The organism is Halobacillus sp. ABA4_118, from assembly GCF_056160205.1.
Genome location: NZ_JBSWWS010000001.1, coordinates 462380 through 488424 on the forward strand (window position 1 = coordinate 462380; position 26045 = coordinate 488424).

At 46.3% G+C, this 26045-nt stretch carries 27 protein-coding genes and 1 other RNA gene; 11 read left to right on the forward strand and 17 right to left on the reverse strand.

Annotated elements, in window-relative coordinates; genetic code table 11:
• The first annotated feature begins 45 nt into the window (after positions 1 to 45).
• Positions 46 to 657, forward strand: a complete 612-nt coding sequence (gene wrbA / locus ACXAGL_RS02450) for an NAD(P)H:quinone oxidoreductase (protein ID WP_474969328.1) — start codon at positions 46 to 48, stop codon at positions 655 to 657.
• A 54-nt stretch (positions 658 to 711) separates the two neighbouring features.
• Here wrbA and ACXAGL_RS02455 read toward each other — a convergent pair whose 3' ends face one another.
• The gene (locus tag ACXAGL_RS02455) at positions 712 to 1875 is read right to left on the reverse strand and encodes an MFS transporter (protein ID WP_474971093.1); all 1164 of its coding nucleotides are present in this window, start codon (positions 1873 to 1875) and stop codon (positions 712 to 714) included.
• Between the two features lie 132 nt (positions 1876 to 2007).
• On the opposite strand from ACXAGL_RS02455, the gene ACXAGL_RS02460 reads away from it, so the two are divergent.
• The gene (locus tag ACXAGL_RS02460; protein WP_474971092.1) at positions 2008 to 2766 is read left to right on the forward strand and encodes a TrmB family transcriptional regulator; all 759 of its coding nucleotides are present in this window, start codon (positions 2008 to 2010) and stop codon (positions 2764 to 2766) included.
• Between the two features lie 98 nt (positions 2767 to 2864).
• On the opposite strand, the gene ACXAGL_RS02465 is transcribed toward ACXAGL_RS02460, so the two are convergent.
• Both ACXAGL_RS02465 and ACXAGL_RS02470 read right to left on the reverse strand, forming a co-directional pair.
• Positions 2865 to 3104 (reverse strand): hypothetical protein, encoded by a 240-nt coding sequence (locus ACXAGL_RS02465; protein ID WP_206933550.1) that lies wholly within the window; start codon positions 3102 to 3104, stop codon positions 2865 to 2867.
• Positions 3105 to 3176: 72 nt separating this feature from the next.
• Positions 3177 to 3770 carry a serine/threonine protein kinase gene (locus ACXAGL_RS02470; protein WP_474969331.1) on the reverse strand — a complete coding sequence of 198 codons (594 nt, stop codon included), beginning with the start codon at positions 3768 to 3770 and terminating at the stop codon, positions 3177 to 3179.
• A gap of 143 nt (positions 3771 to 3913) precedes the next feature.
• Here ACXAGL_RS02470 and ACXAGL_RS02475 point away from each other — a divergent pair, with 143 nt between their 5' ends.
• A complete protein-coding gene (locus tag ACXAGL_RS02475; RefSeq protein WP_474969332.1) occupies positions 3914 to 4291 on the forward strand; it encodes a hypothetical protein in 378 nt (125 codons plus the stop codon).
• Between the two features lie 49 nt (positions 4292 to 4340).
• On the opposite strand, the gene ACXAGL_RS02480 is transcribed toward ACXAGL_RS02475, so the two are convergent.
• The gene (locus ACXAGL_RS02480) at positions 4341 to 4535 is read right to left on the reverse strand and encodes a YozQ family protein (protein ID WP_474969333.1); all 195 of its coding nucleotides are present in this window, start codon (positions 4533 to 4535) and stop codon (positions 4341 to 4343) included.
• A gap of 117 nt (positions 4536 to 4652) precedes the next feature.
• On the opposite strand from ACXAGL_RS02480, the gene ACXAGL_RS02485 reads away from it, so the two are divergent.
• The gene (locus tag ACXAGL_RS02485; RefSeq protein ID WP_474969334.1) at positions 4653 to 4790 is read left to right on the forward strand and encodes a hypothetical protein; all 138 of its coding nucleotides are present in this window, start codon (positions 4653 to 4655) and stop codon (positions 4788 to 4790) included.
• A gap of 531 nt (positions 4791 to 5321) precedes the next feature.
• On the opposite strand, the gene hpaB is transcribed toward ACXAGL_RS02485, so the two are convergent.
• Positions 5322 to 6761 (reverse strand): 4-hydroxyphenylacetate 3-monooxygenase, oxygenase component, encoded by a 1440-nt coding sequence (gene hpaB, locus ACXAGL_RS02490; protein ID WP_474989648.1) that lies wholly within the window; start codon positions 6759 to 6761, stop codon positions 5322 to 5324.
• A gap of 118 nt (positions 6762 to 6879) precedes the next feature.
• Positions 6880 to 8166 carry an isocitrate lyase gene (aceA, locus tag ACXAGL_RS02495; protein ID WP_474989650.1) on the reverse strand — a complete coding sequence of 429 codons (1287 nt, stop codon included), beginning with the start codon at positions 8164 to 8166 and terminating at the stop codon, positions 6880 to 6882.
• A gap of 537 nt (positions 8167 to 8703) precedes the next feature.
• On the opposite strand from aceA, the gene ACXAGL_RS02500 reads away from it, so the two are divergent.
• A complete protein-coding gene (locus tag ACXAGL_RS02500) occupies positions 8704 to 9114 on the forward strand; it encodes a VOC family protein (protein ID WP_474969338.1) in 411 nt (136 codons plus the stop codon).
• Between the two features lie 77 nt (positions 9115 to 9191).
• Here ACXAGL_RS02500 and ACXAGL_RS02505 read toward each other — a convergent pair whose 3' ends face one another.
• The 3 genes from ACXAGL_RS02505 to ACXAGL_RS02515 all read right to left on the reverse strand — a co-directional run bounded on the left by ACXAGL_RS02505 (position 9192) and on the right by ACXAGL_RS02515 (position 11927).
• Positions 9192 to 9764 (reverse strand): histidine phosphatase family protein, encoded by a 573-nt coding sequence (locus ACXAGL_RS02505; protein ID WP_474969339.1) that lies wholly within the window; start codon positions 9762 to 9764, stop codon positions 9192 to 9194.
• Positions 9765 to 9875: 111 nt separating this feature from the next.
• Positions 9876 to 11576, reverse strand: coding sequence for a dihydroxy-acid dehydratase (ilvD, locus tag ACXAGL_RS02510; RefSeq protein ID WP_474969340.1), 1701 nt, complete (start codon positions 11574 to 11576; stop codon positions 9876 to 9878).
• Between the two features lie 192 nt (positions 11577 to 11768).
• Positions 11769 to 11927: a DUF1540 domain-containing protein gene (locus tag ACXAGL_RS02515; protein ID WP_160838406.1), complete on the reverse strand. Its 159-nt coding sequence runs from the start codon at positions 11925 to 11927 to the stop codon at positions 11769 to 11771.
• A gap of 245 nt (positions 11928 to 12172) precedes the next feature.
• On the opposite strand from ACXAGL_RS02515, the gene murB reads away from it, so the two are divergent.
• Complete coding sequence (gene murB, locus ACXAGL_RS02520) at positions 12173 to 13093, forward strand: UDP-N-acetylmuramate dehydrogenase (protein ID WP_474969341.1); 921 nt, start codon at positions 12173 to 12175, stop codon at positions 13091 to 13093.
• Positions 13094 to 13128: 35 nt separating this feature from the next.
• Here the strand turns inward: murB and ACXAGL_RS02525 are convergent, their stop codons facing one another.
• On the reverse strand, positions 13129 to 14106 hold the full coding sequence (locus ACXAGL_RS02525) for a zinc-binding dehydrogenase (protein WP_474989652.1): 978 nt from the start codon (positions 14104 to 14106) through the stop codon (positions 13129 to 13131).
• Positions 14107 to 14261: 155 nt separating this feature from the next.
• Positions 14262 to 14855: a YpjP family protein gene (locus ACXAGL_RS02530; protein WP_474969343.1), complete on the reverse strand. Its 594-nt coding sequence runs from the start codon at positions 14853 to 14855 to the stop codon at positions 14262 to 14264.
• 202 nt (positions 14856 to 15057) lie between these two features.
• Between ACXAGL_RS02530 and ACXAGL_RS02535 the strand changes: the two genes are divergently transcribed.
• The 3 genes from ACXAGL_RS02535 (at position 15058) to ACXAGL_RS02545 (ending at position 17238) form a co-directional block, all read left to right on the forward strand.
• Entirely contained in the window at positions 15058 to 15678 is a 621-nt protein-coding gene (locus ACXAGL_RS02535) for a spore coat protein (protein WP_474989654.1), read from the forward strand.
• A gap of 127 nt (positions 15679 to 15805) precedes the next feature.
• Entirely contained in the window at positions 15806 to 16429 is a 624-nt protein-coding gene (locus tag ACXAGL_RS02540) for a LysE family transporter (RefSeq protein ID WP_474989656.1), read from the forward strand.
• A gap of 62 nt (positions 16430 to 16491) precedes the next feature.
• Positions 16492 to 17238 carry a YqcI/YcgG family protein gene (locus ACXAGL_RS02545; RefSeq protein WP_474989658.1) on the forward strand — a complete coding sequence of 249 codons (747 nt, stop codon included), beginning with the start codon at positions 16492 to 16494 and terminating at the stop codon, positions 17236 to 17238.
• Here the strand turns inward: ACXAGL_RS02545 and ACXAGL_RS02550 are convergent.
• Entirely contained in the window at positions 17227 to 18546 is a 1320-nt protein-coding gene (locus tag ACXAGL_RS02550; protein WP_474969347.1) for an amino acid permease, read from the reverse strand. The two genes, ACXAGL_RS02545 and ACXAGL_RS02550, sit on opposite strands and share 12 nt — an antisense overlap.
• A gap of 122 nt (positions 18547 to 18668) precedes the next feature.
• On the opposite strand from ACXAGL_RS02550, the gene ACXAGL_RS02555 reads away from it, so the two are divergent.
• The gene (locus tag ACXAGL_RS02555) at positions 18669 to 19610 is read left to right on the forward strand and encodes an arginine deiminase family protein (protein WP_474969348.1); all 942 of its coding nucleotides are present in this window, start codon (positions 18669 to 18671) and stop codon (positions 19608 to 19610) included.
• Positions 19611 to 19678: 68 nt separating this feature from the next.
• Here ACXAGL_RS02555 and ACXAGL_RS02560 read toward each other — a convergent pair whose 3' ends face one another.
• The gene (locus ACXAGL_RS02560; RefSeq protein ID WP_474989660.1) at positions 19679 to 22828 is read right to left on the reverse strand and encodes an efflux RND transporter permease subunit; all 3150 of its coding nucleotides are present in this window, start codon (positions 22826 to 22828) and stop codon (positions 19679 to 19681) included.
• Between the two features lie 106 nt (positions 22829 to 22934).
• Between ACXAGL_RS02560 and ACXAGL_RS02565 the strand changes: the two genes are divergently transcribed.
• The gene (locus ACXAGL_RS02565; protein ID WP_474969350.1) at positions 22935 to 23780 is read left to right on the forward strand and encodes a TetR/AcrR family transcriptional regulator; all 846 of its coding nucleotides are present in this window, start codon (positions 22935 to 22937) and stop codon (positions 23778 to 23780) included.
• Positions 23781 to 23815: 35 nt separating this feature from the next.
• Here ACXAGL_RS02565 and ACXAGL_RS02570 read toward each other — a convergent pair whose 3' ends face one another.
• From ACXAGL_RS02570 to ssrA, 4 genes are all read right to left on the reverse strand, one after another.
• Positions 23816 to 23968: a hypothetical protein gene (locus tag ACXAGL_RS02570; RefSeq protein WP_474969352.1), complete on the reverse strand. Its 153-nt coding sequence runs from the start codon at positions 23966 to 23968 to the stop codon at positions 23816 to 23818.
• A 27-nt stretch (positions 23969 to 23995) separates the two neighbouring features.
• The gene (locus ACXAGL_RS02575; RefSeq protein ID WP_474969353.1) at positions 23996 to 24646 is read right to left on the reverse strand and encodes a GTP pyrophosphokinase; all 651 of its coding nucleotides are present in this window, start codon (positions 24644 to 24646) and stop codon (positions 23996 to 23998) included.
• Positions 24639 to 25073 (reverse strand): DUF5392 family protein, encoded by a 435-nt coding sequence (locus tag ACXAGL_RS02580; protein WP_474969354.1) that lies wholly within the window; start codon positions 25071 to 25073, stop codon positions 24639 to 24641. Before ACXAGL_RS02580 ends, ACXAGL_RS02575 begins: the two co-directional genes overlap by 8 nt.
• Before the next feature lie 533 nt (positions 25074 to 25606).
• Positions 25607 to 25969, reverse strand: a transfer-messenger RNA (tmRNA) gene (ssrA, locus tag ACXAGL_RS02585).
• Positions 25970 to 26045: the final 76 nt, after the last annotated feature.

Genomic DNA, 26045 nt, shown 5'->3' on the forward strand with positions numbered 1-26045 from the left:
TTTATGAAAAAGTTATTCAATAATCAACCAAAGGAGAGGGAGCATATGTCAAACGTAAAAGCAGCTGTGATTTTTTATACAATGGGTGGAACCAACTATACAATGGCTCAATGGGCGGCCAAAGGAGCAGAAGAAGCCGGAGCTGAAGTTAAATTGCTGAAGGTGGATGAACTCGCACCTCAATCCGTGATTGAAGCGAACGAAGGATGGAAAGCGACCGTAGAAAAAATCAAGGATATCCCGACCGCCACATCTGAAGATATTGAATGGGCTGATGTCATCATCTTCAGTATGCCGACGCGCTTCGGAAACCTTCCTTCTCAAATGAAGCAGTTCATCGATATGCAGGGAGGGCTCTGGGCAAACGGCAGAACGATTAATAAAGTGGTCAGCGGCATGACTTCTGCCCAGAACCCTCATGGCGGTCAGGAAGCGACTCTTCTTTCCCTCTACACCTCCATGATGCATTGGGGAGCAATCATTGCGGCTCCCGGATACACGGACCCGGTAATTTTCGGTGCCGGTGGGAACCCATATGGAACGAGTGTTTCTGTCGATCAGGAAGGGAACATGGTCGAGGATGTAGAAGCTGCTGCCAAGCATCAGGCCGCCCGGACGGTTCAAATCGCTCAAACGATGAAAAAAGGACAGCAGTAACAAGCAACGAATCGAAAAAACAGGACATCTGCATTCAGATGTCCTGTTTTTTTGTCAGGCTGCTTTTTCTTCCTTCGATTCGGTTTTACGAGTGATAGAGAAGCCAGCCGTCAGCAGTGCTGCAAGAATAAAGAATCCACCTACTGTCGGGTTAAGAGAAACCGTCCCCTGTTCAATGACGAAACCGCCAATCAATGATCCAAAAGCGATTCCGAAATGAAGAGCTGAATTATTTAAACTCTGCTGTATGTCTGCCGATTCTGGTGCTGAAGAAATCAAATAATTCTGCTGCGCAGGTGTTACAGCCCAGCTGAGCGCACTCCAAACGACGAGGACAACAAGGAAGACCGGCAGTACAGATGTCGTGAAGGGAATCGTAAAAATAGCTGCTGCAAACACAAGGATAATTCCGATGATACTCTTTCCCGAGCCGAATTTATCAGAGAGCACACCTCCGATTCCCCCGCCGATCACCGCTGCCGTTCCAAATACGAAATAAATCACACTGACCCATGTACCGTTCATTCCCATGACCGTTTTCAAATAAGGCGTTAAATAAGCATAGAGGGTCAAATGCCCGGTTAAAAATAAAAAGGAGGTCATTTGAGCACTCCATATTTTCTTATTTTTCAACGTCTGAAGCTGTCTCCTCACGGATAAGACAGGTTTAGGGGCTACGCTCTCAAGTAGAAGCATGACCGCTGCCATGGATAAGAGTGTCAGGATGCTGATGAGTAGAAATGGAGCGCGCCATCCAAACGCATTTCCTATCGTCAGACCGATGGGGACACCGAGCACGAGCGACCCGGAGATGCCCATGAAAATGGTGCCGATCGCTCGACCTCTGTACTTCTTGTCAACGACTGAAGATGCCATTGTTACAGCCAGCACTACAAGAAGTGACCCTGTTGCTGCAGTCAGGACTCTTGCTGCCATGATGATGGAATAAGTAGGACTCCAAAAGGCAAGCAGATTGCCGATAAAGAATATTACTAAGGTGGTCATCATCAATTTTTTACGTTCTACGCGGGCCGTCACTGTTAAAAGGACCGGGGAGGATACAGCGAAGACTAAGGAAAAAACAGAAATGAGAAGTCCCGCTTTTCCAAGGGAGACATTCAGATCTTCCGCGACCAGGTCCAGAATCCCACCAATAATCAACTCAACAGTTCCGACGACAAAAGCGACGAGCGCCAGCAGGTATACTTTTTTATTCATCTCATGAACCCTCTCTTCTTTTGGTTACCACTACAATGGTAACTACATAGGCTTAGAAAGACAAGAGGGAATATTTACGCGCGAAGGGGTCATCGTGTATCCTGAGGACAATAAGAAGAAAAGAGGAAGCCCATGTTACAGAATTTCGGTTTTACCCAGTATGAAAGTCAAGTCTATGAAGTCCTGTCCTCCAGTGATCAAGCGCTGGATGCCGCAACGGTCGTTAAATTTTCCCATGTTCCTAAATCCAAAGTGTATGAAGTCCTGCAGCGGCTCGAAGAAAAAGGATTGATCCTAACGTCTTTTCATGAAAAAAAGAAGATGTACACAGCCCTTCCTATTGAAATGACGATAAAAAAACTGACGGCTGAATTTGATGATCACATTGAACAACTGCGAAATCACAAATCAGAGATTCCAGACGCTGATGAACGCGTCTGGACCTTGAAGAATAACCACAGCATTCACGTCCTTATGGAAAATTTGATGGAGAAGGCTGCCAATGAAATACTGCTGACAGGCTGGAACGATGAACTGACTCCGTTCTTGGACCTCCTTGAAAGAAAGCAGGCAGAAGGTATTCATGTGGAATTGTTATCTGTCGGGGAAATTCCTGTCGGAGAACTGGATCCCCACACCCTTGTCCCGGATGAAAAACATCAAGGACTAGAACGGCATAAACTCCTGATCGTCGATGGAAGGGAAGTGCTGTTCGCTGGAATGGAAAGGGATCAATTCCAGGGGGTGCATACGTTTTCCAAACCTCTCGTAAAGTTTTTCACTGAATTCTTCTATCACGATGTCGCCCTTTTGGAAATTACTAAAAAACACCAGGAAACATTAAAAAAAGATGATGCCATTACTTCCATATTAATGAAACTCCGCTATTAAAGAAGTTCTGCCGCATGCAGCGTGTCACGTTCACATATGATGGCCGCTGCCACTTGACCGCAAAAAAAAGACTGTCGATCAATCGACAGTCTTTTCGTTTATACTTTTTCTACAATGTATGTTTTCTTATTACGGAAATACTTCTCCCCATCATTGGATGAATGTTCAAAGAAGCCTTCAAAAGCATCCACAACCTTATATTCCCGCTCAGGTTCTGTGAAAAGCTGGGATTCGTTATTGGATAGAACAACGACGTCTGTTGTTGAAACAAAACTGTCCAGTTCTTTCGCCTTGTAGTTTTTTCCTACTTCCACATCACTTAATCGATATTCTGTCACGATTCATTCCACCTTTCCTGGTATTTATAGAGCGTTTCCCAGAACCTGGGTGGACAAAACCCTTTCCTCCACTTAAATCGGCAGCAGTTTTCTCCGGTACAGACGGATAATGAATTCAATGAAGAAAACCGGATACTTTTTCGGCACAAACTTCCGCCGGTACAGCGTACGGTAGGCTTTTTTCAAATCCTGCCACTGCGGGCATTCAAAATCCTGTGTGAACCTTACGACATCTATAACTTTGACCTGCCCATCTGGTGTCAGCATAATATTTTTCAAATGTGTATCTGAAGGATTCAATCCGATTTGAAAGGCGAAAGCAAGAGCCGCATCCACCCGGTTGATCATGTCTTCCGTAATCGGAATTCCTTTCACAAGGCAATCATAAAATGTGATCCCTTCCACATATTCCATAACGATGAAATCGTCGCCTTTTCCATAAAAGGCCGGGAAAAATTCATGATTGTCCAGCTTCTCATACACTCCGGCCTCCACTTCGGCGAGCTTCTCATAACCGGGATAAAACACTTTCACAGCGATTCCTGTTTCTCTTATGCGGAAAACAGAAGCACTCCTTCCCTTTCCAATCAGCTCGAAGGATGGGGGGATGTTGATAATCTGGGAGTCATGGAACACAACTTCCTTCACAAGGGTTTGGACATTCATAGAAAGATTCTCCTTTGCGAAAACCTTTGTTTTTATAATTATATCAAATTTTTTAAAAATTAAAGTAAAAATAACTCTTGTTATTTGACTGTGATAATCATTATCAACTATACTGAGTTTACTCAGTTGAAAGGAGCATGATCATGGAACAATTTTTTTATGTTGTCGAACCTTTTGAATATCGTCCTGAAACCTCTGAAGATGCCCAAGCGGACGTGAAGAGCTTTGCCCATGGAGACATCCTGCATGTCACAGGTCTCCCCCTTTACGTCGATCAGATGGGATGGTTCGTTGAAGTTCAAAAAAATGAAGACGCTCCTTTTTCCCTATCTATCCCTTATATGGATGACTGTTACGACCAAGGTCTGCTCTTCACCGAAATGGACCTGGACCTGGCCATCAATTATTACGAGTTTAAAATAGATCAAAGCCTGGTCAGCAAAGACGAAGGTTCCTTCCATGAGAGCAAAAGCGCTCTGGACCGATTCAAACAGCTGCATCCAGGATTTATGAAAGCATAATAAAGGGAAGCGTATGAAACGCTTCCCTTTTCTGCTGTTTATCAAGTCTCTACTTCTTCTTTTTTCCCGGCTTCCTGATTTCAATGCCATCGTCTGTGATCCTATGGCCTTCATCGTTCTGCTGATCGATTTTTGCATCGTACGTACCTTCTGTAAGGGTATCCGACACCTGCTCTCTCGTTACCGCTAACCCCTCAGCAGAAAACTCCTCAGCATAAGATGGTGTTTTACGTTTTCCTTTCATTCATCATCCCTCCTTCTCTTTTAGAATGCTCGTATCCAGAACGGAGCATTCCATCCAGAACCTTTCAGGATGAAATACCTCCACCTGTCACAACCTACAGAAGAGGAGGTGGAGAGTATGAGTAAAAAAAGCAATGCATTTAAAGGAAGAGGAAAAACTTCCGTCAACCCGCAGGGGTTAACGGAGGATGCCGCTGATCAGCAGCCGGATTCCCAGCTCGAGCAGAAAGCCAAAAAAAGCAATGCTAAAAGGTAAAATCCGGCTGTTCGTCAGCTCAGCTTGTAGAGAAACCCCGGTCTCTTTACAAGCTTTCTTCTTTCTTACGCCAGGAGCCAAATCCCCTTCCCTTTCCGCGGACGAGCGCACGAGCTTTTAGCAGGAGTGGAAGGGGCACCGCTCCTTGGGAGCTCTTTAATATCGAAAAAGACTCTCCTTCACCCTGCTCACCCTTGATGGATGGAGGACCATCTTTTTCACATCCCGGCAGCAAGCCGTCATCAGCCCTTTTTCTTTTCCACGCATGTGGCAATAGCGCAAATTTGTGAACCTGCTTCGTGCACAGTCTCTCTCCTCTATACTCTAACTTCGGCACGAGGGGCGTTCGGTGGTGATGCCTGCGGGAACAGCACGGGCCGAAGATCCACTTGGGCAGACGACCTTCCTGACCAAGTCAGCGGAGGGAGTGCCCATTCATCCACCGATAAGCGGAACGTGACCCTTCCCACGACAAATGGACACCACTAACTGGTTAGCACAGGCTTTTTCTACAGCCAAAAAAGCTGACTGTTAGTCAGCTTTTTTTATACACTGCTCGATCCAGCTTACCATGTCCGTATCATCGTACAGCCGGTAAATGGTCTGGGAAAGGCGGACAGGATCACCGAAAAAGAACCGTTCATACAATGTCTGCCGAGCCCCAAAGCTGCTCATTGTCATATCCCACGCCAGTCGGAATAAGGCGACACGTTCCTTCCCTGCTTTTTCGGCTCCCCTGAGATAATGATCAAGATCCCCTCCCCGTTCTCCTTGAAAATCTGCTTCTGCAGGTATGGTCATCATCCCACTTGCGCCCAGAATCTGAATGATTTCTGTGAAACGCGGATAGAGCTCTTGAAATTGATTGACCGCTATATAAAGAGGGACTTTATTTGGAACAAAAACCCCCGTTTCATCTACTTCACCTTCCAACTCGGCCTTCAGCACCAGTGCCTTCATCGTCTCCAGACCTTTCATGATTTCCACCACTTTACTCTGTACATGCTGATAATCACTGATATTGATCATCTCTACGATGGATTGAGCAAGACCGAGGATGAACTCTGTCTTCACAATCTGCCTGGAAGTAATTTGATGAAGGGTAAAAGGAACAAACTTACCATGGACATAAAGGTTGGTCGCAGCGCGGAGATTTTCATGGAGGAAGACACGCTCCCATGGTACAACTACATGGTCAAACAAGACAATGGTGTCCATTTCTTCAAATTGAGAGGCCAGCGGATAATCAAAACGCGAACCATTTTGGGCAAAGGATTCCCGACAGACAAAAGACACACCAGCCGTATTACTAGGAATGGAAAAACCATAGGCCTGTGAGCTGTCCTGTGCACCGGGGGCTGAAAACACGAGAAGTTCATCTGTCATGCCTCCTTGTGTAGCCAGAAGCTTTGCCCCGTCAATGATGATTCCCTCATCTGTATGATCGACAACGGCTGCGTTTGTCACATCTTTTTCCAGAAAGGCGAGACTGGAGCGGTTGGTCTGGGGGTTGACGAAGGTGTGGGTAAAGGAAAGATCATTCTCACGCGCATATTCATAAAAAGACAACAGCCGGTCAGGAAAACATCCGGGCTCATTATCCAGCACGTCTACGGACGCGGCGAAGGAGGCGAGCACCGTATTCATGTAATCAGGACTTCTCCCCATCACACCTCCGGAGAAACGGGCCCAATGCTGGATCATCGTTCTTCGTTTCTCTAAATCCGCCCGTGTTTTTGGTATGAGATAGGAAAGACCGATTTTGTGTCCCGTCGTTTCTGACGCATACACCATCTGTTCTTCCAAGGATGGGGAATTCTGTAAATCATAAAGGGCGGCCTGGCTTTTAATGACTCCTTCAAAGGCTTCATGCTCGGAGATGTTTCCTTCCACCCGTTTTCCGCGCAGCCATACTTCGGACTGCAGGGCATTTACTCGTTTAATGTATTCTTTTCCTGTAATTACCGGCATGTCATCACTCCCGTTTCTTAGAGCACTGAAAAGGCTTGATAACATACCCTATTATATTGGGCGGATTTTGTACGTCGTCCCACATAAAAACCCGCCAATTAAATTGGCGGGCGCTTAACTAAGAACGGATCGTCTGGGAAAACTGTTCCGTCTCGGTCGATCCTTTCAAAGCGGTTGTGGAGGAGGTACCTCCAGTAATGACTTGAGCCACTTCATCAAAATACCCTGTCCCGACTTCCCTCTGGTGGCGCGTAGCTGAGTATCCATGTGTTTCACTTGCAAACTCTGCCTGCTGCAATTGTGAATAGGCGGCCATTCCATGAGTTTTGTATTGGCGGGCCAGCTCAAACATACTGTGGTTCAAGGCATGGAAGCCGGCAAGAGTGACAAATTGGAATTTATACCCCATAGCCGCGAGCTCCCTCTGGAACGAGGCAATCGTTTCATCGTTCAGCTTCTTCTTCCAGTTAAACGAAGGAGAGCAATTGTAGGCGAGCAGTTTGCCAGGGAACTTTTCATGAATGGCTTCAGCAAAACGCCGCGCTTCTTCCAGATCCGGCTCGGAAGTTTCACACCAGACCAGATCAGCATAAGGAGCATACGCAAGCCCTCTGGCAATGGCCTGATCCAGCCCGGCGGTTGTTTTATAAAAGCCTTCTGCAGTCCTCTCCCCTGTTAAGAAAGGCGCATCCTGATCATCAATATCACTGGTAATGAGATCAGCAGCGTTGGCATCCGTTCTGGCTATGATCAAGGCAGGCACTCCCATCACATCAGCGGCAAACCTCGCGGAAATCAAATTACGGACAGCCGTCTGCGTCGGGAGCAGCACCTTTCCACCAAGGTGCCCGCATTTTTTCTCTGAGGACAGCTGATCCTCAAAATGGACACCGGCCGCTCCAGCCTCAATCATCCCTTTCATTAACTCAAATACATTCAGCTGTCCCCCAAAACCTGCTTCCGCATCCGCAACGATCGGCGCAAACCAATCAATCTCCTCCCGGCCTTCCATATAATGAATCTGATCCGCTCTCTGGAGGGCCTGGTTGATCCGCTTAACGACCTGGGGCACGCTGTTGGCAGGATACAGGCTCTGATCCGGATACATCTGCCCCGAAAGGTTCGCATCGGCAGCGACCTGCCATCCACTTAAGTATATAGCCTTCAACCCGGCTTTCACCTGCTGCATCGCTTGATTTCCCGTTAAAGCTCCCAGCGCATGCACATACTCTTCCTCATGAAGAAGGTTCCAAAGTTTACGGGCACCGCTCTCTGCCAACGTATGTGTGATGTCAATCGAACCTCTTAATCGAATGACTTCTTCCGCTTCGTAAGGTCTTTCAATGCCATTCCACCGCTTATCCTCTTTCCAGCTTTTTTTCAGTTTTTCAACACGTTCGTTCATTTCTCCATCCCCTTTCAATCATCTTTCTGTTGCATAATAAAAACTAAATAACAATCTGATATATAACAGATGCTGCAAAAATTATTCTTCTCTTTTAGATAGACAGTGATCACATTCCAACATATACGTGTAATGATGATTTTCAACTTCAGAACCACATTGCGGACATGGGATGGAAACAGTTTTCGGATGATTCATTATTTCTCCTCCTTTGTTATAACAGAAATTATTTTGTTTATCTGTTATGGTACAGTTTACTTTGGGAGGCAGGAAATTGCAACCGTTTTTTGAAAATTTTTTATATTTGTGTGTCAGCCTATGTAAACCGCCATTATACGAGAGTTTAAAGGGTTGTAAAATATATATTTACTTCCTGCGTCGGAATACGGAGCATGCTATACTTCCTTTGTAAGCGGTATCCGTTTCTTATTGAATGACCTGTACTATTACAGTTTAAAACAAGAACAAATGTTCTTGTTTTGTCAGAAGGGAACCGTTATACTGTTCCTAGACTCAAATAGAAAAGGAGTGTTCACAATGAAACATCAGGCTACCCCGTATTTTACTTTTAATGGTCAGGCGGAAGAAGCATTGAATGATTACAAAGAAATATTCGAAGGTGAGATTACAGACAAGCAGACGTTTGGAGAGGCCGATTTTGAAACGCCACCTGAAATGGATGACCGTCTCATGCATGCCCGTTTTAAAAAAGGGCCTCTTCTTTTCATGGTCTCTGACTCTTTTCTCGATCAACAGGTTGAAGTGGGAAATAACATATCGATGGCTTTGGAAATGGACAGTCCGGAAGAGATTGACATGATTTACAACCGATTGAAAGACAAAGGGACGGTCATCATGGAACTGCAGGATACGTTCTGGGGGGCCACGTTCGCTAAAGTGAGAGACTACTACGGAATTACTTGGGATTTGAACTATACGAAAAAATAAAAAACCGGCTGACGAGTACGATCTCGTCAGCCGGTTCAATCCCTTCTCACCATGAGTGTCCACACATACTCTTTTCGTTACATATCCAAGTGCCTTGTACAGTTGAAACGTTCACACGACCATTGGTTGTCACGAAGCACCACTTCTGATATGGACGTGTTTTTCATTGTTTCTTCGTTTACATGGGACGGATCCAGCATGTGCAGCATTTGGCTGATGATGCCGCCGTGACTTACTACTAATATCTGTTTCCCTTGATGCTCTGCCCTCAGATCAGCGATGAAAGATCGACAGCGCTTGAGCACGTCTTCTTCCGATTCTCTTCCCAGATCAAGGTCACGCCACCCCTCCCCCCATTTTTCAATTCTTTCTGCTTCTGTCGTCCCTTCGATTTGTCCGCCTCCGACTTCCTGCAGACGTTCATCCAGATGAACAGCAACATCCAGCTCGTGTGCAGCGACCCGGGCTGTCTGGACGGCTCTCTTCAACGGGCTGCTGTACAACACATCCCAGTTCTCTTTCCCAAGCCGTGCGGAAAGAAGGGCTGCCTGCTCATTCCCTTCGTCATCCAACGGGATATCCGAGCCGCCCTGAGCCCGTTTTTCTTTATTCCATGCTGTACTTCCATGTCTGATCCATACTATTTTCATCCTTCACTCCCCTTACCTTTATGTATTTTGATGCTCTGCTCATTATACATGTCGAGTTCCTTATCCTGATGGATCAAAGAATCCCACTCTCTGAGAGAGTGGGATGGGATGTTAATTGTCTAAATCCAGGTCAGTAACAGCCCCTTTGGCAGAGGAAGATACAAGCCGGGCATATTTAGCCAGGACACCTGTTTTATGCTTCGGTTCAGGTTTTACCCATGCCTGCTTACGTCGTTCGTATTCTTCATCACTGACATCAAAATTGATCTGCTGGGTATCACTATCTATAGTGATGGTATCTCCGGTTTCCAGAAGGCCGATCGGTCCACCGACAAAGGCTTCTGGAGCGACGTGGCCGATGACGAACCCGTGGGAGCCCCCTGAGAAACGACCGTCGGTAATCAAGGCCACTTTTCCTCCCAGGCCTTTCCCTACAATCATAGCCGTTATGGAAAGCATCTCCGGCATACCAGGTCCCCCTTTCGGACCTACATTACGGATGACAACGACATCGCCTTCCTGTACGTCATCACCAACGATGGCATTCGTTGCTTCTTCTTCACTGTTATACACTTTAGCAGGACCTTCAAAACGGCTGATCTTCTGACCAGACATTTTGGCTACAGCGCCCTCCGGAGCCAAATTCCCTTTCAAAACGACAAGAGGACCTTTCGGCTTGATCGGCTTATCAAACGGAACAATAACTTTCTGGCCTTCTTTCAATGATGGAACTTCTGCCAGGTTTTCCGCTACTGTTTTCCCGGTAACCGTCAAGCAGTCTCCGTGAAGCAGGCCTTCTTCCAATAGCAGCTTCATAACTGCGGGCACACCGCCGCTTTCATACAGGTCCTGCATCACATATTTCCCGCTCGGCTTCATGTCGGCAATGTGAGGAACTTCCTGACGGATGCGCTCAAAGTCATCCAGATCAAGATCGACACCTGCTGAATGTGCCATAGCCAGAAGGTGGAGGAACGCATTGGTCGAACCTCCAAGGGCCATGACAACCGTAATCGCATTTTCGAACGCTTCTTTTGTCATGATATCACGAGGATAGATTTCTTTCTCAAGCAGTTCAACAACAAGCTCTCCTGCCTGGCGGCATTCGTTTTCCTTATAGTCATGAACGGCAGGCGTAGAGGAAGATCCAGGGATACTCATTCCAAGAGCCTCTACCGCAGATGCCATCGTATTGGCTGTGTACATTCCTCCACACGCACCGGCGCCTGGACAGGCGTGGCATTCCACTCTGTGCAGCTGTTCCTCATCAATACTGCCTTCATGATACTGACCAACCGCTTCAAAAGAGGAAACAATGTCAATATCTTCTCCATCCAGTTTACCCGGCTGGATGGTACCTCCATAAACATAGACCGATGGAACGTTCAGGCGGCCGAGTGAGATCAGGCATCCAGGTGTTGTTTTATCACAGCCTCCGATCGCTACAATGCCATCAAGACGCTCCGCATTTGTAACGGTTTCGATGGAATCCGCAATGACTTCACGGCTTGGAAGGGAATAAAACATTCCTTCATGCCCCATTGCAATGCCGTCAGCTACTGTAATGGTATTAAAAATCATAGGGGCTCCGCCATTGTCTGAAGCTCCACCCTTGGCCTGCTCAGCCAGTTTATCAATATGTACATTACATGGGGTTACTTCACTCCATGTGCTGGCGATGCCGATCATCGGCTTTTTAAAATCCTCATCCTTAAACCCAACAGCTCTCAACATCGAACGGTTCGGGACCCGGTTGACACCCTCACTGATGACTTTACTTCTGATTCTCAAATCTTTTTTAGTCTTGTCCATCCCTTACACCTCTCATTGCTTTTTATCTATTCTGTCGTTGGGAAACAACTTATCATGATGATACTAACAAGAGGGGCTCTTGGCAATGACTTTTCTGAATATAATGAACCTTCCGTTTAATTTAAGCGTTTTCTTAACGGGAAAAATAAGAAAAAAAGGCCTGCAGGATCACAGGCCTGGTTCTATAGGAAGTTACACATTTGCCGGTTTAAACGTTTTGCAGTCGGTTTCTTCACTGTTCGAAGCTTTTGTTCCCTTATGGCTCACGACGAAAATTTCATCAGCACCACAAGCCGAGCCATTCTTATTATATACACAGTTTTTAACCTCACAACGGACGTCAAGTGCCATTTCCTACACCTCCTATAGACTTAGGTTTTACAAATGCCGGTCCTTTATCCTGTATCCATGGTCTCCATGAAGAAATTCCTACTCAATGTTCCTTTTGTTTTGTGATAAAATAATAAACGTGATTGTGAAAAATGGAAAACGCACTCTACCGGCGCACGTATCATAAACTGTTACAAACAAGCCGGGCTGAATCTACATGATGTACGTAACTGCTTAGAGGAAACCAAAAAATAGGACGGATGTTTATGGAAAAAAAACACATGATTTATAATAAACTGTTAAACCTTGTCAAAGAGGAAAACGTCAAAGTCGATGAACCATTAAAAGACCACCTCTACACGAAACTGGGCGGCCGAGCGGACTTTTTTATCACACCGACGTCTTATAAGGAAATTCAAAATGTCGTCAAGCTGTCCAACGAGGATGAAATCCCCTTTACACTCCTTGGCAATGGATCCAACCTTATCATTAAGGACGGGGGAATCCGCGGGATCGTCATCAACTTAAAACACTTGAACTCCATCAATGCAGACGAGGAAATGGTGACGGCTCAAAGTGGAGCACGAATCATCGATGCTTCCCGTTTTGCTCTTGAAAAACAGTTAGCCGGACTGGAATTCGCCTGTGGCATTCCCGGGACTGTAGGGGGCGCGTTGTATATGAACGCTGGTGCCTATGGCGGAGAAATCAAAGATGTTCTTGACCACGCTTATGTGGTCGACAAAGAAGGCAGACTCGTCAAGCGTATGGCTTCCGATCTCGATCTTGATTACCGTACCAGTAATATCCCTGATCGCGGCGATATTGTTGTGGAGGCTTGTTTCCGCCTGACCCCGGGAACCCGTCAGGAAATTAAAGAAATTATGGATGACCTGACCTTCAAAAGAGAATCCAAACAGCCGCTGGAGTACCCTTCCTGCGGCAGTGTATTCAAGCGACCGCCTGGATATTTCGCAGGAAAATTGATTCAGGACAGCAACCTGCAGGGAACGAGTATCGGCGGAGCGGAAGTTTCCACCAAACACGCCGGCTTTATTGTGAACAAGGATAATGCCTCGACTACTGACTACATTTCACTGATCGAGCATGTACAGAAAACTGTCAAAGAGAAGTTTGGTGTAGACCTCGAGCGTGAGGTCCGCATTATTGGTGAAGATAAAGAATAACGAAAAGCCTGCGCGGTATCCGCGCAGGCTTTCTTTTATTTCAATACAGCTACTATCTTGCCTTTCACATGCCGTTCTGAAAGCCGGACGAGGGCCTCCGGTACTTCTTCAAGCGAAATGGTTTCCTCCACAAGTGGAGAAACTTTCCCCTCTTTCACCAGTTTCAGCAGGTCATCACCGATTACGGCAAGATCTTTCTGGGATTGGAAATCTGCCTTATGGGCGGCCGCCAGAGCAATTTCATGATAAGAGACGACCGTTGTGAATGGTTGGACCTTTTTAAAGTCAGGAGCTCCTGCAATGTAAACAAGATGTCCCATAAACGCAATATAATCGAGAGAGGCTGTTGCATTTTCGCTGCTCACTGCATCGACAACAGCATCAACCCCCCGGCCATCGGTAATTTCCATGACTTTCTCATACACATCTTCATTTCTGTAGTCGATGGCATAATCCGCCCCCAGGGATAATACATAGTCATGGTTGGAAGAGGAAGCTGTCGTTAAGACCGTTTTTCCGGCCGCTTTAGCCAGCTGGATACCAAATCCGCCTACCCCGCCGGCACCAGCGTGGATGAGGATCGTTTGAACCTGATCCAGTGGAAGCTTACGGTGAATGGCTTGATAAGCTGTATATCCTGCCGTAGGAAGAGCAGCCGCTTCGGTAAAGCTTACTTCGTCAGGGATTTTTGATGCTGTATGAGCCGGAATGACTGCATATTCTGCAAATCCACCTTTCTTAGTTAAGTCCCCGTGGTAAACGACACGATCTCCTAACTTAAACGAAGAGACATCCGAAGCGGTTTCTGTAACGACCCCGGCTACATCAAGACCAAGGATATGAGGGTACTCCCAGCTGGGATTCCCATTACCTGCAGTTTTGTAATCCACAGGATTCAATCCTGCCGCATGCACCTCCACGACAATTCCGCCTTTTCCTGCTGTTGGTTTTTCGATTTCCTCTACCTGCATTTCCTGCCAATCACGCTTTTCATGTAAAAGCAATGCTTTCATGATTTCCCTCTCCTTTTTTATCCAAGTCTTTGTCATTTATGATAATTAGTAAATTCTCCTGTGACAAGAAGGTACTTTTCAGTAACCTACTTACCTCTTAGTAACTACGTAAAACCGGACAACAAAAAAGACAGTCTTAGATGACTGTCTTCTGTTCAGGACATCCACTTTGGAGGAGTGTTCTTCTCCCAGTAGATCTCGCCGATTTCATGGTGTTTCGTATACGCGTCTTCTTTTAAATGGTAATGGAAATTGAACCAGTACCCTTCCCCGGGACGTTTATCTCTCCGCACATGGAAGCGGGCAATTTCTTCATCCGTGTGTCCATTATATAAATTGAACATTCTCTCCCCATATCCAGGGGCAGGGTCTTCTGTGATTTTCATATAGGGAACGTGCGCTTCGTCCGTGTTGGATAAGAGGTCGACCATGACGTTTTCCATTTCAGGAAAAATCACTTCCGACAACTCATCGTCCACTTTTCCCATAATCCTCGGTCCCATTTTGGCCTCTGTCCGGGCAAAGGCCTCTTCCGTTATTGAACGGAAAGGATCTTCTTCGTCTTCTGTAAGAACATCCGGCAGAATCTGCTGGTCATCCTCCGCCACGGAATGTTCATTCAGGTGACCGGCGTCCGTGATCTCCTTCTTTTCAGCGGCTTCTGTATCCACATGGGCCGGCGGCACGTACAGACCGAGTGTTAATACAGAAATAAGTACGACAAATATCCTTCTCATAAGTGGCTTCATTCTGTCGGTCTCCCTTGTTTATATTCTGTCTTTATTGTATCACGATTTCCTTCAAAATCCACGACCTCACACTCCCCGTAATGAAATAGTAATGAAGGCAGTCAGGGGGGGAAATCCCTTGTTACATTCCATCTTTTGAAATACATGAGGAGAGAAGATCCGGGCAACCTTAAGATGTACGAAGCTACGAGGAGGAATAAGGATGAAACAACAAAATATGAATCAGCAGCAGGGGGCGCAGATGCCGCCGACTCACATGAACCCGAATCACGGCGGTCATGAACTTTTTGATGCCCATGAGGTCATTGCAGGCTTAATCAACCTGCTCGACCAGTATCAAATGTACAGTCAGCATATTCAGGACCCGGAACTCCAATCCATTCAACAGCGTCAGCACGCTTTTGTCACCCAGATGTATAATACAATTGTCCAGAGTTTCAGTAGTGGCCAGGACCCTGCACAGGCGACGCAGCAGTATAAAATGCAGCAGAGCAATGAAGTGGTTTACGGCGTGAAGCCTGGTCAGCCGAAAAAACCGAACCAGTCCGTCAGCGAGCTGGCGGACAAAGGTCTGTCTGCCTATATGCTTGGACAGACAAAGGGACTTGCCACACTTCTGGCTATGACCGCCCTGGAAATGACCAACCCGGTTCTCCGGCGCGTCATCGCAGACAGTGTACCGAATTTTATTGAGATGAGCTATGAGATTTTCCTTTATCAAAACAAACACGGCTATTACCAGGTACCTCAGCTTCAACAGCAGGATATGAACCTGATGCTGCAAAGCTACACAACGGTGCCTGACGGAAACATGCCCCATTAACAGAAAAACAGGCGGCCGATCCGGCGGCCTGTTTTTTTCTATCCATCATCGATTTTCAGTCAAGGTCCTTCCACAATGTTCATATTTATGTAGTATAGAGACAAGTTCTACATACAAGGAGGCATTTATGTTTTTTAGTTATATTCTGCTGGGCCTGTCGTTATCCGCCCCCGTCGGTCCTATCAATGCGGCTCAATTGGATAAAGGTATCCGCTATGGATTCTTTCATGCCTGGCTCGTCGGCGTCGGAGCCATGGCTGCAGACGGATTGTTTATGCTGCTCATTTATTTTGGTCTCGCTGATTACGTACAGATTCCGCTCATCAAAACCTTTTTGTGGTCGTTCGGCGCTTTTGTCCTTATTTATACAGGTGTAGAAAGTATCGCAGGAGCGAAGAATACGGCTGCCCAACGGTCTGCCCCTTCAAAAGGCTCCCGGGGGAGATCATTCCGGACAGGCTTTTTCATGGCTTTATCCAATCCCTTGAACATTTTATTCTGGGTTGGCATTTACGGCTCCATCCTCGCAGAAATATCCTCCACGTACGAGGAGACCCAGCTCCTTATTTATAGTGGAGGGATCTTTATCGGTATCATGATCTGGGATATCACGATGGCCTCGGCCGCTTCGGGAGCACGAAAATGGCTGACCACCCGCCTTCTTTCTTCCATCTCAATCCTTTCAGGGATCATTTTAATAGGATTCGGTCTTTACTTCGGTGTTCAGGCTGTACAGATGTTGATGGGATAGACAGTCACCCATTCTCTCCCTCCTCCATAGGATATGGATGTAACTACAGGAGGGAGATTTTGATGCTTTACACAAAAGAAGAGATAGAAAACCCGAAGACTGCACTGGAAACCTGGCAGGAGCGTTCCTTTACCGCGTTTGGTGACATGTTGACAAGCAGGGACCATGCCTACCCCTGCGTCCCGGGCATCCAGGGGTACACCAACGGGATGCTGCGTTTTGGTTTTCTAGAAGACCCACGTAGTTCTTCCGCTTCTGAGCAACTGGGGAAACTCCTGAAAATCTACGGTGAAGTTTCCCGGCAGACAGGCAGCTATACATCCCTTGTCGTTTTCTGTGACACAAGGGCGCTATTGAAAGATCAGCTTGAAATCAAGGATTACGAGAAGGTGTTCTGGACCCTGCTCAATCAAACCCATGCTCTTGACGAGAAAGAATGGCCCGAGGATATTTCGCAGGATCCCGAAGATCCTTCCTGGGAATTCTGTTTTCACGGAGAGCCTTATTTCGCCTTTTGTGCCACTCCCGCCCATAAAAAAAGAAACAGCCGGTGTTTTCCTTCCTTGCTGCTTGCTTTTCAGCCAAGATGGGTGTTTGAAGATATCAATGATTCGACCACTTACGGACGACGCCTTAAAAATGTCATCCGGAAGCGACTCGTTGACTACGACGACCTTCCCGCCCATCCAGCCTTAAAATGGTATGGTCAGGAAGATAACCATGAATGGGAACAGTATTTTCTACGTGATGATGATACTTCTTTACCCCAATGTCCTTTCCTGGCTAAAACCAGGAGCCTACGCCCCTGATTCAGGGGCTTTCTTCAATTTGATCCACGTCGCAAGGGCAATGACGGCTAAAAAAGCAAGGCTTACAAAAAAACCGATCCTTGTCATAGAATCCATCAGTGTTCCACTCACGGCCAGACCTAAAAACAGCAGTCCCGTCCACACGAACAAACCATCCCTGAACCCTTTTCCCATGAGTTTACGGTAGGAAAGCAGGATAAACGCCCAGTTATATAAAAGCATCAAACCCGCTGCTGTCGTCACGTATTCGAACAGCCTGTCCGGTAATAGAACAGCCAGAATAATGGACAGGACGACAACAAAAATTGTAAGAACGAAAGCTGGTTTAGATACCTTTCCTTCTTCCTTCTGGATGAAGATACCAGGTGCATCCCCTTCTTCACTTAAAGCCATGATCATTGTAGTGACCGCATACAGAGAAGCTGCCATCGTGGAAAAGCCGGCAATAATAAGGACAGCGTTGAAAACATGCGGTACCAAGGGGAGTGAATAGCCGGTAAGAGCGGTTAGAAACGGACTTTCATCGGTCGTTATTTTTTCAATCGACGTCAACGTAACCACGAAGTAAAAAGCCGCCATATACACCACGGTTAATACGATGAGCATCAACGTGCCTGATTTAGGGGCATCCTTTGGATCTTTCAACTCCCCCGCCATCAATCCCATCACTTCAATCCCCCCAAAAGCGTAAAACGCATAAAGCAGGGCCACCCACAAACCGGTCCAGCCTTTTTCAAAAAAATTATGGAATACACCGGCCGCATCGGCGGTACCAGCCGAACGGTCAATCACTCCGGTCAAGGCTAAAGCGGCAATGATAATAAACATGAGAACAGCGGATATTTTAATGATTCCGAACATGTTTTCCATCTGCTCCACTTTGCGCACACCAAGCCAGATGACAAGGAGACCTAAAAGGGCGAACACAAGAGCAAACACCCACAATGGAAGCTTCGGAAACCAAAATTGGGCAAAGATGGCCAGAGCTGTGAGCTGACTGCCCATAATCAACATTTCACACGACCAGTACACCCACCCGTTGCTGAACCCCGCCCATGATCCGAAGGCCTGTTTGGCGTACGTACGAAACGATCCTTTTTCAGGGTGTGCCGCCGTCAGGGCAGCAAGGCAGCGGAAAACGATATACGTTCCGGTACCAGCCGCAAGGTAGACGAAAATAACGGGGGGGCCTGCTTTCGAGATGGCTATGCTGGAACCTAGAAAAAAACCTGTTCCAATAATGCATCCAATTCCTATAAACGACATCTGCCACCATGTTAGTGTTCCCTGGGTACTTTCCTTCTTCACAGCCGCTTCCCTCCTTTATATCTAGTTTGATGTGAAGCGGAGGTTTTATGTAAATCGTTCCGGGAATGTCTTTCACCATTTCGGAAAAAGTAATAAGGAATGAATGAGGAAGGAACGTGATCATGATGCTCATACACCCCTTTTGTTGTAATGAATATGACGAATTAAAAAAAGTGATTATGTGTTCACCTTCTACGACCAGGATTCCCACCCAGGCAGCAGCCGATGATGTGCAGTGGGAAAAGCCGGTGAACCCTGAGAAAACGGCTGCGGCTTTTCAAGAGATGACAGAAGCCATGACTCGGGAAGGTGTGGAGGTCATTGATTATTCCGGCCATCTCCCTGAGCCTGATCAAGCCTTTCATGCCCGATTGATCAATCGGGTGTTTGCAAGGGATCTCGCCTGTGTTTTTGGTACGCTCGTCGTTCCCGGTGAAGCCGGCATATCCATGAGAAGACCGGAATACCTGTATGCCCACAAACTTTTTGAAAACTGGTTCCCTGAAGACCGTTTCTCACTTCAAGCCAATAATGAGACCAACGCTCTTGAGTTTGGTGATGTCCTCGTTCTAAGTAAAGAGGCGGTTTTTATTAACACAGGACTTCGGACGAGCTTTGAAAGTGTCCTGAAGCTGCTTCCGCGCCTATGGGAGGAAGGGTTTTCTGAAGTGGGTGTCATCGATCTTCCAAGACGGGGGGATACGATGCACATGGATATGAACTGTAATGTAGCGGCCCACGATCTTCTTATCGCCAAAAGTTATATGAAGTACTTCCCCGTCCACGTTTTCACAGCCAAAGAGAGATCCTATATGATGATGGACGACTTCATTCCTCGTCACGGATATGACATTTTTTGGACAGATGAGATAACGCACACCGTAGCCGATATTAATTTTCTGAATCTGAACCCGGACACTCTGTTGGTAAGTACGAAAGCCCATAAGAAAGTGCTTCATCATGAAAAGTTGAAAAAGAAAAACATCATCCGTATCGATGTGGACGAATTGGAAAATGGCGGCGGAGGCATCCGCTGCATGACGCTGCCGGTGGAAAGAAGATGATTTTTTCCGATTTAAATCATAAAAGAAGACTCCACGATTCCCCGTGGAGTCTTCCTCATTACAATCCTTTATGCTTTTTTCTTTTTACCAATTTTACTGAGCATCTCATACACAACCGGTACAATCAGCAGTGTTAACAATGTGGAACTTGCAAGACCACCGATGACAGTAATTCCCAGTCCTTTACTGATGATCGAGCCGCCTTCAAAGCCGAGGGCTAATGGAAGCAGTGCTCCGATTGTTGCCAGAGCTGTCATCAATATTGGGCGGATACGTGTCATTCCTGCATCAAGCAGCGCTTCACGCGTAGAGAAGCCATCTTTTTCTCTTTGAATGACTCGGTCAATCAATACAATACCGTTCGTTACGACGATACCAATGAGCATAAGAGCCCCGATCATAGCCGAGATACTTAACGTTTCTCCGCCAATCAGTAAGCCGACTACTGCTCCGATAATCGTAAACGGAAGAGAAAACAGGATCGCAAATGGCGCGAGTGCACCTTCAAAGAAGATGACCAGCACAACATACACAATGGCGATGGCTGCCAGCATGGCTAATCCAAGCTGACTGAAGGACTCGTTAATATCCTCCGTCACACCACCGATGGATAGGTCAATGGAAGCCGGGTGATCAATCTGATCCAGCTCTTCCTGAACACTTGCAGATACAGATCCGATATCATCCGTTGTCGTCTTGGCACTGACACTTGCATACACCTGGCCGTTCCGGCGGCTGATCGTATCTTCAGTCGTGCCTTCTTCAACTTCTACGACTTCACTGATCGGTACAGATGTACCTAGTGGTGACTGGATTTCGTTATCGGTTAAATCATCAATATTACTGTAATTGTCCTGCTCTACTTCCAGGTACACCTGAAGTTCTTCTCCATCTTCCTGAATGGTGGTGATTTCTGTACGTTCACCATTGGAACTGAGCTCCATTCCCAATTGACCCGCTGTCAAACCGAGCTGGCTCATTTTTTCCTGGTCGGCAACCAGTGTATATTCCTCATACGATTCGGAAAGAGAGGAGGAAGCGTCTTTCAATTCATCCTGATCTTCGAGCAGTGTTTGTACTTCTTCTACATATGGCTTGATTTCATCCGTATTGTCACCAAAGACTTGAACTTCAATTTCATTGCTGGACCCTGTGGAGGAGAAGTCCTGACTTGCCCATTCCCCTTCATCCGTCATCGCTTTCAAGTCTTCGAGCACCTGCTCTTTTTCTGATTCAAAGTTTTCTGTTTCGCTGTCATATTCAACGAAAAAGGCTGCCTGATTGGATGCTCCCGGGCTCATCGGATTTTCTCCACCGACAGAATATTGAATCGTCTGCACATTGTCCCGCCCGTCAAAGTATTCATGGGCTTCGGAAGCAATCTCTTCAACATCTTCAATCGTCTGACCCGGTGCCGGGCTGTACGTCGGCATGACCATCTTCTGCTCTTCTGAAGGAAGGAAGCTGACCCCTACAAGAGGGATAAGAGCGATACTTCCAACGAGAATAGCTACAGCTACTAGAGAAGTAATAATCTTATGGTTTAACACACGGTTTAATACTGAGCGGTACCATTTCGCAATTTTACCCGGGCCTTCCTGGTGTCCCTTTTGAGCTCTTTCTTTCGTAAGAAGGGAATGAGACATCATCGGTACGATCGTAACAGCAACCACTAAGGAAGCAAGGAGTGCAAAGACGACCGTTAACGCGAACGGCAGGAATACCTGACCGACGACACCTTCAACTAATCCAAGCGGAAGGAATACCGCTATCGTTACAATGGTTGAAGAAAGAATCGGCATAAACATTTCTTTCGTAGCCGCTCGAACTAAAGCCTTCCCTTCAAGTTCTTCGTCTTTAAGCGCCATCCGCCTGTAGATGTTCTCCACGACAACAATGGAATCATCCACAACCCGGCCGATAGCCACAGTCATGGCTCCGAGCGTCATAATGTTCAAGGTAATGTCCATCTGATTCAATATAAGAATCGCGATCAGCAGTGATAATGGAATGGACACAACAGAAATCAGCGTTGTTCTAAAGTTACGGAGGAACAACAGAATGACAAGAATAGCGAACAATCCGCCGAACAACGCTTTGTTCAGCATCGTACTTACAGATTCTTCAATCGGTTCTCCCTGGTCAAAGGAATAGATAAACTCAAGACCATCTAAATCACTTTCAAGATCTTCGGTCGTTTCCTTCACAAGATTCACCACGTCCACGGTGTTTGCTTCCTGTGATTTTACAATTTGAATGGAGATGGATTCCTCCCCATTGGTTCTTGAAATCGATTCCGTCTGTCCAACAATCTCAAGATCCGCAATGTCCTGAAGCTGAACAGTTGGAACCCCCTCGGCCTGCTGTGCCTGAGCATCGGCTGCCCCTTGCTGAGCTGCAGCGGCATCGCCCTGCTGCCCCTGCGCTGCTCCTGCCGCCTGCTGACTTTGAGCAGAGGACGAATCACTCTGGGATGGGATCGCAGGAATTTCAAGCTGTTTCAAATCTTCAAGGGAAGACACATTGCCATCAATCATGACAGACTTCTGTGTATCATCAAAGTTATAAAGCCCCAGCGGGAACGTCACGTTCGACCCTTGGATGATATTCTGCACAGTTTCCTGATCCATGCCTCTTTCAGCAAGAGCTTCCTCATCAAAGGACATCTGCACTTCCTGGACCTGCTGTCCGGATATCTGTACATCTGCAACACCTTCCAGACCTTCCAGCTGTGGTTTAATCGAATCTTCAACCTCAGCGGTCAGTTCTTCAAGGCTCTGTCCTTCGCTGATCACACTCATACTTAAGACTGGAAAAGCATTGAAGTTGATGCGGGACACGTCCGGTTCCTGCACATCATCCGGAAGCGCAGCCGAATCCACAGCTTCCTGCAGTTCATCCTCAGCTTCATCTAAATCCTTGCTGTATCCATACTCCAACTGGATATTTGAAGCGTTTTGGAAAGAACTCGAACTTACCGTTTTTACTCCACTTAAATTTTGAACCTGCTGTTCCAACGGTTCCGAAACTTCTCCGGCTACTTCGGCTGGAGTAGCACCCGGGTAGACCGTTGTTACGGTTATAATCGGCGGTTCAATATCAGGTATGGTTTCCAATTTCATATTCAAGCCCGAATAGAGCCCTGCTGCTGTTATAATAATAGTCATTAACCAGACAGCAAACTTATTGTTCATTGAAAAATCAATGATCTTCTTCACTTTATATTCTCCCCCTCTAATTGACTAATCGGTCATCACGTTCTACAATATACATGACCGGTCAGTCACCAGTCAAGTGTTACACTATTTGAAAGGTGCTATCTATATGGATCAGAAAAAACTCAATATCATCGAGACTTCTATAAAATTATTCGCTAGAAAAGGATTCAGCTCTACATCCGTTCAGGAAATCGCCAAAGCAGCCAATATTTCCAAGGGAGCTTTTTATCTTCACTTTGATACAAAGGATGACCTTCTTTACGAATTGTTCGAACATTACTGGAGGCGGATGCAGAAGAGAATCAACGAAGTATCTTCCACCCCTATGCCGCCAAAGGAGAAATTCATCCATCAATTGAAGGTGTCCATGGAGGAAGTGGCGGACCACCGCGAATTCATCATCATGCAGGTACGCGAGCAGGTGATCCCGTTCAATGATATGATCGAGAATTTAATCAGACGGATGCGGTATCATTCCGTGTTGTTCTACCGTAACCACATCCTTGCCATTTACGGGACCAAGGCAGAACCCTACGCCTGGGAAGCGAGCCTGACCGTCCAGAGCTTATTCAAAACGTACATGGACCTTATGATTATGGATAAAATGGAGTTCAGTCTTTTGAAGGTCGCGGAGTCAATAGCCAACAAAATGGATGCTATTATGGAAGGGTTTGAAAACGGCCATGACTCCCCCGTCATAACAGACGAAGTCATTAAACGGGTTATCCCTGAAAATTACCAGTTCAACCAGCTGGAAGACATTGTCTTCCAGCTTCAAGAAATTTATGCCCAGAGGGATGATGTGGATTTGAAAGATACAGCAGACATTCTTCTTCAGGAGTTGAAATCCGAAGCACCGAGACCAGCCGTTATAAAAGGAATGGTCTTTAACCTGGAAAGATATGATGAATATATAGACCTGTCCACACAAATCCGCGCCCATTATATGTAGAAAAGGAAGCCGCCGTTGAAGGCGGCTTTTTCTTATCAATGAAAGGCATTTTTCCATTTCGGTACATCCAGGTCCAGCAGCGGCTTTACCTCTTTTTTCTTTTTTGACGTCACTTGTATGTTCACACCCTGACTTCTAAGACGGCTGATAAACGTGTCCCGCTTCTTATCGACCGTGTGCTTTTCCATCTTTGCCCACCTCACCTTTTTCATTGGTTAAACGTGTGACGCTTCCAACATATCGACTTCTTTCTTCAAACCGCTCATCTTGTCATCCAGCGCATGGACAGTTTCCGCAGCCTTCAACAGCTCTCCAGCGAGATGATCGGGGACGCTTTTTTCATATTTGTAGTACAGCTTATGCTCAATACCTGCCCAGAAATCCATCGCTACCGTTCTGATCTGAACTTCAACTTTGACCATCTCCGTTCGATTGGATAAAAACACAGGGACTTCCAAAATAAGATGGAGGCTTTTATAGCCGTTCGGTTTTGGGTTTTCGATGTAGTCTTTCACCTCGATCACATGGATATCATCCTGCTGATCAAGCATGTCATAAATCTTATAGATATCAGAAACAAAAGAGCAGATGATCCTTATCCCTGCGATATCCTGAACATATTCCCGGGCATTTTCCTTAGTAGGATCACAGCCTTTTCTTTTCAACTTTTCTGCAATGCCGGCAGGGTCCTTCACTCTCGATTTTAAATGCTCAATAGGGTTATGGTTATACAAGTATTTAAATTCTTCGTTAAGAATTTTCAACTTTGTGTTGATTTCATCCAGACCAAATTTATACAAGATTAAAAGGTCCTTCCACTCTCCTATGTGCAGCTTTGTCATTTCTACGACCTCTTCTTTATTCATTCCCTGACCACTCTCTTTCTGCTTCGAGAAATTCTGCGAATACTTTAACGGATTGGTTCGGATTTTCTTCCAGTTGTGTTTTGAATCGGTTGAGCCGGATCGGATTCATTCCTGCTGCCTTATCCATCCGCTCTTTCATATAACTGACCATCATTTCCTGCACTTCTTTCAAGAGAACCTTCACCTCTTTTTGAAGGGCTAAAGCCACAGCCCCCGCGGCACTAAACAGAAGAACCGGGACGACCGCCATCGTCTCAGTGAAGAAGACGAGGCTGATGATATTAAACACAGCCATCGGCAGCATAAATAGAGAAACAAGCGAATACCTCCGCATTTTTTTCGTTTTTGGTTCTGTTATTTTCTCCATTTTCTCGAATTCCTTAGACATATACGTTGGCATGGAAACTTTCATGGATTGTAAGTTCACTCTGTTCCTCTCCTTTTAAAGAAATAAAAAACGACCTGTACAAGGTACAGATCGTTTCAGACAATAAGGGACCTGTACCATAGTGGTAAGGTCTTGCTAACAGCGTCTGCTGCCGATAAAGCCGAGAGACAAGTCTCTGTAATGACGACGTTACCGTAAAAGCTACTCCCCTTAGAAGGACGTTATATGATTATGACTCTATCATACACACAAGTGACCAGGTAGTCAACAGATAGTGCCCCACCAGTAAAAGAATACCGTTTTGACTGATCGGTCACCCTGTCATTTATAAAATGCGTATAATTATACATCCGCAACTTCAGCACAGGCATAAGCACCACCCCGAATTCTAAATGGAGCCTCCGCGCTCTCAAGGTTCCCCGGTACTGAAAGGATTCCCGTTAAGAGACACAGGGATCAAAACGTTATTAAACCGTTATAGCAGAGGACACATAAAAACTTTTAGAAAAATCAGGAATCACACTGGATGCGCTTTCTTTTTTACCCATAAAAAAAACCACCAATATATGTATTGGTGGAGACGGTGGGAGTCGAACCCACGTCCGGAGATATCGGCACCCGGGCTTCTACGAGCGTAGTTGATATATTTATAGTTCACTGTCTCTTCGGCCTATCAACAGGCTTCCAAGCAGCTAGCCTGTTTAGTCTCTTCGTTTTTCCTCAGGCGGTGGAAAAACGCGTAGCCCACTTCAGTTTGAGACCCTTCATCCAGCACATGGGCGATGCCGGGAAGGATCAGCTATAGACTACTTACGCAGCTACAGCTAGGTTTTCGTTAGATTCGCCAGTTATATTTAGGCAAATGACGGTTTACGAGACGTCACTCGACTCGCGACCCGGGCTCGACCTATCCCCGTCGAATCCGTAACGTCCCCGTTAGGATTAAAGAGAACAGCCAAGCTGTCGTCTTGCTTATCGAATTAACGACAATAACTATTATAGCATATTAAA

Coding starts and splice junctions, on each gene's coding strand:
- wrbA (WP_474969328.1), top strand. CDS start 46: ATGTCAAACGTAAAAGCAGCTGTGATTTTTTATACAATGGGTGGAACC.
- ACXAGL_RS02455 (WP_474971093.1), bottom strand. CDS start 1,875: ATGAATAAAAAAGTATACCTGCTGGCGCTCGTCGCTTTTGTCGTCGGA.
- ACXAGL_RS02460 (WP_474971092.1), top strand. CDS start 2,008: ATGTTACAGAATTTCGGTTTTACCCAGTATGAAAGTCAAGTCTATGAA.
- ACXAGL_RS02470 (WP_474969331.1), bottom strand. CDS start 3,770: ATGAATGTCCAAACCCTTGTGAAGGAAGTTGTGTTCCATGACTCCCAG.
- ACXAGL_RS02475 (WP_474969332.1), top strand. CDS start 3,914: ATGGAACAATTTTTTTATGTTGTCGAACCTTTTGAATATCGTCCTGAA.
- ACXAGL_RS02480 (WP_474969333.1), bottom strand. CDS start 4,535: ATGAAAGGAAAACGTAAAACACCATCTTATGCTGAGGAGTTTTCTGCT.
- ACXAGL_RS02485 (WP_474969334.1), top strand. CDS start 4,653: ATGAGTAAAAAAAGCAATGCATTTAAAGGAAGAGGAAAAACTTCCGTC.
- hpaB (WP_474989648.1), bottom strand. CDS start 6,761: ATGCCGGTAATTACAGGAAAAGAATACATTAAACGAGTAAATGCCCTG.
- aceA (WP_474989650.1), bottom strand. CDS start 8,166: ATGAACGAACGTGTTGAAAAACTGAAAAAAAGCTGGAAAGAGGATAAG.
- ACXAGL_RS02500 (WP_474969338.1), top strand. CDS start 8,704: ATGAAACATCAGGCTACCCCGTATTTTACTTTTAATGGTCAGGCGGAA.
- ACXAGL_RS02505 (WP_474969339.1), bottom strand. CDS start 9,764: ATGAAAATAGTATGGATCAGACATGGAAGTACAGCATGGAATAAAGAA.
- ilvD (WP_474969340.1), bottom strand. CDS start 11,576: ATGGACAAGACTAAAAAAGATTTGAGAATCAGAAGTAAAGTCATCAGT.
- ACXAGL_RS02515 (WP_160838406.1), bottom strand. CDS start 11,927: ATGGCACTTGACGTCCGTTGTGAGGTTAAAAACTGTGTATATAATAAG.
- murB (WP_474969341.1), top strand. CDS start 12,173: ATGGAAAAAAAACACATGATTTATAATAAACTGTTAAACCTTGTCAAA.
- ACXAGL_RS02525 (WP_474989652.1), bottom strand. CDS start 14,106: ATGAAAGCATTGCTTTTACATGAAAAGCGTGATTGGCAGGAAATGCAG.
- ACXAGL_RS02530 (WP_474969343.1), bottom strand. CDS start 14,855: ATGAAGCCACTTATGAGAAGGATATTTGTCGTACTTATTTCTGTATTA.
- ACXAGL_RS02535 (WP_474989654.1), top strand. CDS start 15,058: ATGAAACAACAAAATATGAATCAGCAGCAGGGGGCGCAGATGCCGCCG.
- ACXAGL_RS02540 (WP_474989656.1), top strand. CDS start 15,806: ATGTTTTTTAGTTATATTCTGCTGGGCCTGTCGTTATCCGCCCCCGTC.
- ACXAGL_RS02545 (WP_474989658.1), top strand. CDS start 16,492: ATGCTTTACACAAAAGAAGAGATAGAAAACCCGAAGACTGCACTGGAA.
- ACXAGL_RS02555 (WP_474969348.1), top strand. CDS start 18,669: ATGATGCTCATACACCCCTTTTGTTGTAATGAATATGACGAATTAAAA.
- ACXAGL_RS02565 (WP_474969350.1), top strand. CDS start 22,935: ATGGATCAGAAAAAACTCAATATCATCGAGACTTCTATAAAATTATTC.
- ACXAGL_RS02570 (WP_474969352.1), bottom strand. CDS start 23,968: ATGGAAAAGCACACGGTCGATAAGAAGCGGGACACGTTTATCAGCCGT.
- ACXAGL_RS02575 (WP_474969353.1), bottom strand. CDS start 24,646: ATGAATAAAGAAGAGGTCGTAGAAATGACAAAGCTGCACATAGGAGAG.